Annotated in this window: 1 protein-coding gene; it reads left to right on the forward strand. The window is 38.9% G+C overall.

The features are described 5' to 3' along the window. Positions 1-326: hypothetical protein (locus tag WYK_RS25540; RefSeq protein WP_040373721.1), on the forward strand; the 326-nt coding region annotated here is incomplete at its 5' end. Positions 327-678: the final 352 nt, after the last annotated feature.

Below are 678 nucleotides of genomic sequence, written 5' to 3' on the forward strand. Positions count from 1 at the left end.
CTACCATTCTGCCCGAACTGGAGTTTATTCTTCCCAAACTTGTGGATATTATTCCCAAAATTGGTTTTATTCTTCCTCAACTCTTGTTGATTCTCCCCTTAGATGATCCTGGCTCTATCACTGATACGGCTCGTTCAGTTTGTCTGTTTTGGCCTTTAAAAATAGAGTATCTTTCTCTTTTTCATTTGGTTTTGAAGATTTTTTCTTTTGATGACTCATTCTGGGAAAGACCTGCTTCAGCATTGCTTCAAAACTGGACATTTAGCGAGTATTTACTACTATCATTCCGCCCGAACTGGAGTATATTCTTCCCAAACGGACGGTGATTCTTCCCTAACTCGGTTTTATTCTCCCCCAACTCTTATTCGATTCTTCCCTTAGATAATCCTAGCTCTATCACCAATTCGGTACATTCATTTTTTCTGGTTTGGCTTTTAAAAATAGAGTATCTTTCTCTTTTTCGTTTGGATTTGAAGATTTTTTCTTTTGATGACTCATTCTGGGAAAGACATGCTTCAGCTTTGTTCTAAAACTAGACTGCTAGCGGGATTTACTGATACTATTCTGCCCGATCTGGAGTTTATTCTCCTCAAACGGACGGTGATTCTGCCCTAACTTGGTTTCATTCTTCCCTAACTCATATTGATTCTCCTCATAGTTGATCCTGGCTCTACCATC

Source organism: Peribacillus psychrosaccharolyticus ATCC 23296, assembly GCF_000305495.1.
Taxonomy (GTDB): domain Bacteria; phylum Bacillota; class Bacilli; order Bacillales; family DSM-1321; genus Peribacillus; species Peribacillus psychrosaccharolyticus.